Annotated in this window: 3 rRNA genes; all 3 read left to right on the top strand. The window is 55.2% G+C overall.

Annotation, left to right across the window (positions count from 1 at the left end):
- Positions 1 to 523: 523 nt before the first annotated feature.
- The 3 genes from LRX77_RS10265 to rrf all read left to right on the top strand — a co-directional run bounded on the left by LRX77_RS10265 (position 524) and on the right by rrf (position 5,878).
- A 16S ribosomal RNA gene (locus LRX77_RS10265) occupies positions 524 to 2,045 on the top strand.
- Positions 2,046 to 2,527: 482 nt separating this feature from the next.
- Positions 2,528 to 5,629: ribosomal RNA gene (locus LRX77_RS10270) — 23S ribosomal RNA — on the top strand.
- Between the two features lie 132 nt (positions 5,630 to 5,761).
- Positions 5,762 to 5,878, top strand: a 5S ribosomal RNA gene (gene rrf, locus LRX77_RS10275).
- Together the 16S, 23S and 5S rRNA genes form the textbook arrangement of a ribosomal RNA operon.
- Positions 5,879 to 5,971: the final 93 nt, after the last annotated feature.

The raw sequence follows: 5,971 nt of genomic DNA on the forward strand, positions 1-5,971 counted from the left end.
CGACACGCCCGGGTGTGGTGGGTGGTTTTGGGTGGTTGGTGGGGTGTGGGTATTGTTTCTTCTTGTCACCCCAAAGGTGCTGGGATCTGTTGGGTTCTGGGCCTCAAGCGGGACCGCTCATTTGTTTGTTGTCAAGGCCGTTTGGTTTTGGTGTATGGTGGGTGTCTGTGTTGTTGGGTGTTTGTGGTGTTGGTCTGGTTTTGCTGGGTTGACATTGTGTGAATGTCTGGTAACATGGTGAAGCGCCTCGGCCGTTCTGGTCTTCTGGTTCTCCTGGTTTTGTCTGGGGTTCTGGTTTGACTTGGTGAGTGGTTGTGGTAAGCTGGAAAAGTTGCGCCGGCAGGTAGCCGCCCGGGTTTGGGTGGTGATGGTTGGTTGCGTCCGATCCTTGAGAACTCAACAGTGTGCACATGTCGATGCCAATTGATTTGGATTGTCGAGACCGTTTGGTTTTGGTGGTTCATGTTTTCTTTTGGTTTTATGCCATCACTTTTGTGGTGGTTTTTAGAGCCATGTCAGATTTTCTTCGGAGAGTTTGATCCTGGCTCAGGACGAACGCTGGCGGCGTGCTTAACACATGCAAGTCGAACGATGAAGCTGGAGCTTGCTTCGGTGGATTAGTGGCGAACGGGTGAGTAACACGTGAGTAACCTGCCCCTGACTCTGGGATAACTGCTGGAAACGGTAGCTAATACTGGATATGAACCGTACAGGCATCTGTAGCGGTTGGAAAGATTTTTTGGTTGGGGATGGACTCGCGGCCTATCAGCTTGTTGGTGAGGTAATGGCTTACCAAGGCGACGACGGGTAGCCGGCCTGAGAGGGTGACCGGCCACATTGGGACTGAGACACGGCCCAGACTCCTACGGGAGGCAGCAGTGGGGAATATTGCACAATGGGCGAAAGCCTGATGCAGCAACGCCGCGTGAGGGATGACGGCCTTCGGGTTGTAAACCTCTTTTAGCAGGGAAGAAGCGAGAGTGACGGTACCTGCAGAAAAAGCGCCGGCTAACTACGTGCCAGCAGCCGCGGTAATACGTAGGGCGCGAGCGTTGTCCGGAATTATTGGGCGTAAAGAGCTCGTAGGCGGTTTGTCGCGTCTGCTGTGAAATCCCGAGGCTCAACCTCGGGCTTGCAGTGGGTACGGGCAGACTAGAGTGCGGTAGGGGAGACTGGAACTCCTGGTGTAGCGGTGGAATGCGCAGATATCAGGAAGAACACCGATGGCGAAGGCAGGTCTCTGGGCCGTTACTGACGCTGAGGAGCGAAAGCATGGGGAGCGAACAGGATTAGATACCCTGGTAGTCCATGCCGTAAACGTTGGGTGCTAGACGTGGGGGCCTTTCCACGGTTTCCGTGTCGTAGCTAACGCATTAAGCACCCCGCCTGGGGAGTACGGCCGCAAGGCTAAAACTCAAAGGAATTGACGGGGGCCCGCACAAGCGGCGGAGCATGCGGATTAATTCGATGCAACGCGAAGAACCTTACCAAGGCTTGACATATAGAGGAAACGGCCAGAGATGGTCGCCCCGCAAGGTCTCTATACAGGTGGTGCATGGTTGTCGTCAGCTCGTGTCGTGAGATGTTGGGTTAAGTCCCGCAACGAGCGCAACCCTTGTCCTATGTTGCCAGCACGTTATGGTGGGAACTCATGGGAGACTGCCGTGGTCAACACGGAGGAAGGTGGGGATGACGTCAAATCATCATGCCCCTTATGTCTTGGGCTTCACGCATGCTACAATGGCCGGTACAAAGGGCTGCGATACCGCGAGGTGGAGCGAATCCCAGAAAGCCGGTCTCAGTTCGGATTGGGGTCTGCAACTCGACCCCATGAAGTCGGAGTCGCTAGTAATCGCAGATCAGCAACGCTGCGGTGAATACGTTCCCGGGCCTTGTACACACCGCCCGTCAAGTCACGAAAGTCGGTAACACCCGAAGCCGGTGGCCTAACCTTTTGGGAGGAGCCGTCGAAGGTGGGACTGGTGATTGGGACTAAGTCGTAACAAGGTAGCCGTACCGGAAGGTGCGGCTGGATCACCTCCTTTCTAAGGAGCTTTCGGAACCGTTTGGTTTCGTTGATAGTGCCTGCCAGTGTTTCCAAGAGAGCTGGTGGGTTGCTCATGGGTGGAATCATCGACATGCCTGCGTCTGGTGCATTTGAGTGTGAGTACGGTCTTCTTCGGAGGGTTTGGAAAGTGTTTGGGTGTGTTGGGTGTGGGGTGCATACTGTTGGGTCCTGGGGGATCGGGTCGGCCGCTTTTGGTGGTTGGACGGTTTTCCTTGGGCTTTGGCCCTTCTGGGCCGTGGTCTGGCTGGTCTTTGTGGCTGGTTGGGGTGCGGTGCTGGTCGTTGGTTGAGAACTGCATAGTGGACGCGAGCATCGGACACGCTCGCCTTTTGGTGGGTGTGTCGGATAGATATTTGTAGTCAATTTTGTTTGCACCATCGCGGCTTTGTGTTGTGGTGGTTCGGACTGATGACACTGGTGAACATGATGAATTGATTTTGTTGTGTTCGTTACTTATGTGGTCAAGTTTCGAAGGGCAAACGGTGGATGCCTTGGCATCTGGAGCCGAAGAAGGACGTGGTAATCTGCGATATGCCTCGGGGAGCTGATAAACGAGCTTTGAGCCGAGGATTTCCGAATGGGGGAACCCAGCCGGGCTGTGACCTGGTTACTCCAGTCTGAATGTATAGGGCTGTGAGAGGGAACGTGGGGAAGTGAAACATCTCAGTACCCACAGGAAGAGAAAACAAATTTTAGTGATTCCGTGAGTAGTGGCGAGCGAAAGCGGATGAGGCCAAACCGATTATGTGTGATAGCCGGCAGGTGTTGCATGGTCGGGGTTGTGGGAGTCTCCTGTCGCGCTGCTGAGCGGCGAGGGTAGTTGAATGGCATAGTCGAATGGTCTTGAATGGCCGACCGTAGTGGGTGCGAGTCCCGTAGACGAAATGTTGTGATCGCCCGGAGGATTTCCCAAGTAGCACGGGGCCCGTGAAATCCCGTGTGAATCTGCCAGGACCACCTGGTAAGCCTAAATACTTCCAGATGACCGATAGCGGACGAGTACCGTGAGGGAAAGGTGAAAAGTACCCCGGGAGGGGAGTGAAATAGTACCTGAAACCGTTTGCCTACAATCCGTCGGAGCGCCCTTGTGGTGTGACGGCGTGCCTTTTGAAGAATGAGCCTGCGAGTTAGTGATATGTGGCGAGGTTAACCCGTGTGGGGGATCCGTAGCGAAAGCGAGTCTGAATAGGGCGTTTGAGTCGCATGTTCTAAACCCGAAGCGAAGTGATCTATCCATGGCCAGGTTGAAGCGCGGGTAAGACCGCGTGGAGGACCGAACCCACTTAGGTTGAAAACTGAGGGGATGAGCTGTGGATAGGGGTGAAAGGCCAATCAAACTTCGTGATAGCTGGTTCTCTCCGAAATGCATTTAGGTGCAGCGTCATGTGTTTCTTACCGGAGGTAGAGCTACTGGATGGCTAATGGGCCCCACAGGGTTACTGACGTCAGCCAAACTCCGAATGCCGGTAAGTGAGAGCATGGCAGTGAGACAGTGGGGGATAAGCTTCATTGTCGAGAGGGAAACAACCCAGACTACCGACTAAGGCCCCTAAGCGTGTGCTAAGTGGGAAACGATGTGGAGTTGCATAGACAACCAGGAGGTTGGCTTAGAAGCAGCCACCCTTGAAAGAGTGCGTAATAGCTCACTGGTCAAGTGATTCTGCGCGGACAATGTAGCGGGGCTCAAGCACACCGCCGAAGTCGTAGCATTCGTATTTGTGACAGGCCTTCGTGGTCCAGTCGTACGGATGGGTAGGAGAGCGTCGTGTGGGCGTTGAAGCCGCGGGGTGACCCAGCGGTGGAGGCCACACGAGTGAGAATGCAGGCATGAGTAGCGAATGACGGGTGAGAAACCCGTCCTCCGGAAGACCAAGGGTTCCAGGGCCAGGCTAATCCGCCCTGGGTAAGTCGGGACCTAAGACGAGGCCGACAGGCGTAGTCGATGGACAACGGGTTGATATTCCCGTACCGGCGAAGAACCGTCAGAGCCAACCCAGTGATGCTAAGAGCCCGAATCCTCTGGCTTGCCCTTCGGGGTGGGAAAGAGGCCTAGCGCTCGACCCTGTCTGGTGCGGCTAGCGTATCTCTGGTGTGACGCAGGAAGGTAGCCTCCGCGGGGCGATGGTTGTCCCCGTCTAAGGGTGTAGGCCGAGGAGTTGGCAAATCCGCTCCTCATTCGGCTGAGACCTGATGGTGAGACCGTATGGTCGAAGTGGGTGATCCTATGCTGCCGAGAAAAGCATCGACGCGAGGTTCTAGCTGCCCGTACCCCAAACCGACTCAGGTGGTCAGGTAGAGAATACTAAGGAGATCGAGAGAATCGTGGTTAAGGAACTCGGCAAAATGCCCCCGTAACTTCGGGAGAAGGGGGGCCCGGTGATGTGATCGGATTTACTTCGTGAGCGTTGTCGGGCCGCAGAGACCAGTGGGAAGCGACTGTTTATCAAAAACACAGGTCCGTGCGAAGTCGCAAGACGATGTATACGGACTGACGCCTGCCCGGTGCTGGAAGGTTAAGAGGAAGGGTTAGCTTCGGCGAAGCCTAGAATTTAAGCCCCAGTAAACGGCGGTGGTAACTATAACCATCCTAAGGTAGCGAAATTCCTTGTCGGGTAAGTTCCGACCTGCACGAATGGCGTAACGACTTCCCAGCTGTCTCAACCACGAACTCGGCGAAATTGCACTACGAGTAAAGATGCTCGTTACGCGCAGCAGGACGGAAAGACCCCGTGACCTTTACTATAGTTTGGTATTGGTATTCGGTGCAGTCTGTGTAGGATAGGTGGGAGACGTTGAAGCGGTCACGCTAGTGGTCGTGGAGTCATTGGTGAAATACCACTCTGACTGTTTTGGATATCTAACCTCGGCCCGTGATCCGGGTCAGGGACAGTGCCTGATGGGTAGTTTAACTGGGGCGGTTGCCTCCCAAAGAGTAACGGAGGCGCCCAAAGGTTCCCTCAACCTGGTTGGCAATCAGGTGGCGAGTGTAAGTGCACAAGGGAGCTTGACTGTGAGAGAGACATCTCAAGCAGGGACGAAAGTCGGGACTAGTGATCCGGCAGTGGCTTGTGGAAGCGCTGTCGCTCAACGGATAAAAGGTACCTCGGGGATAACAGGCTGATCTTGCCCAAGAGTCCATATCGACGGCATGGTTTGGCACCTCGATGTCGGCTCGTCGCATCCTGGGGCTGGAGTTGGTCCCAAGGGTTGGGCTGTTCGCCCATTAAAGCGGTACGCGAGCTGGGTTCAGAACGTCGTGAGACAGTTCGGTCCCTATCCGCTGCGTGCGTCGGAAATTTGAGAGGATCTGTCTCTAGTACGAGAGGACCGAGATGGACCAACCTCTGGTGTGCCAGTTGTTCCGCCAGGAGCATGGCTGGTTGGCTACGTTGGGAATGGATAACCGCTGAAAGCATCTAAGCGGGAAGCCGGCCTCAAGATGAGATTTCCATACCATTCATGGTGAGAGGACCCCAGCAGAACACTGGGTTGATAGGCCGGACGTGGAAGCACCGCAAGGTGTGGAGCTGACCGGTACTAATAGTCCGAGAACTTGACAACACACATGAATTCTTTCTGTAACGATGAACGCGTCCACTCTGCGGTTCCCGATCCACGACCGGGAACCCCCGCAACACCCGCTTTGTGTGGTGTGTTGTGGGTTAGTACGAATTGAATAGTGATCGAAGCCGTTACGGCGGCCATAGCGTGAGGGAAACGCCCGGACACATCCCGAACCCGGAAGCTAAGCCTCACAGCGCCGATGGTACTGCACGGGGGACCGTGTGGGAGAGTAGGACACCGCCGGAACATCATTCACGGAAGGCCACCCCGAAACGGGGTGGCCTTCCGTCGTTAACCACACACCACGCCAACCACACAACCACCACGACCAGGACTGGC

Source organism: Pseudoclavibacter sp. 13-3 (assembly GCF_021168475.1).
Lineage (GTDB): Bacteria > Actinomycetota > Actinomycetes > Actinomycetales > Microbacteriaceae > Pseudoclavibacter_A.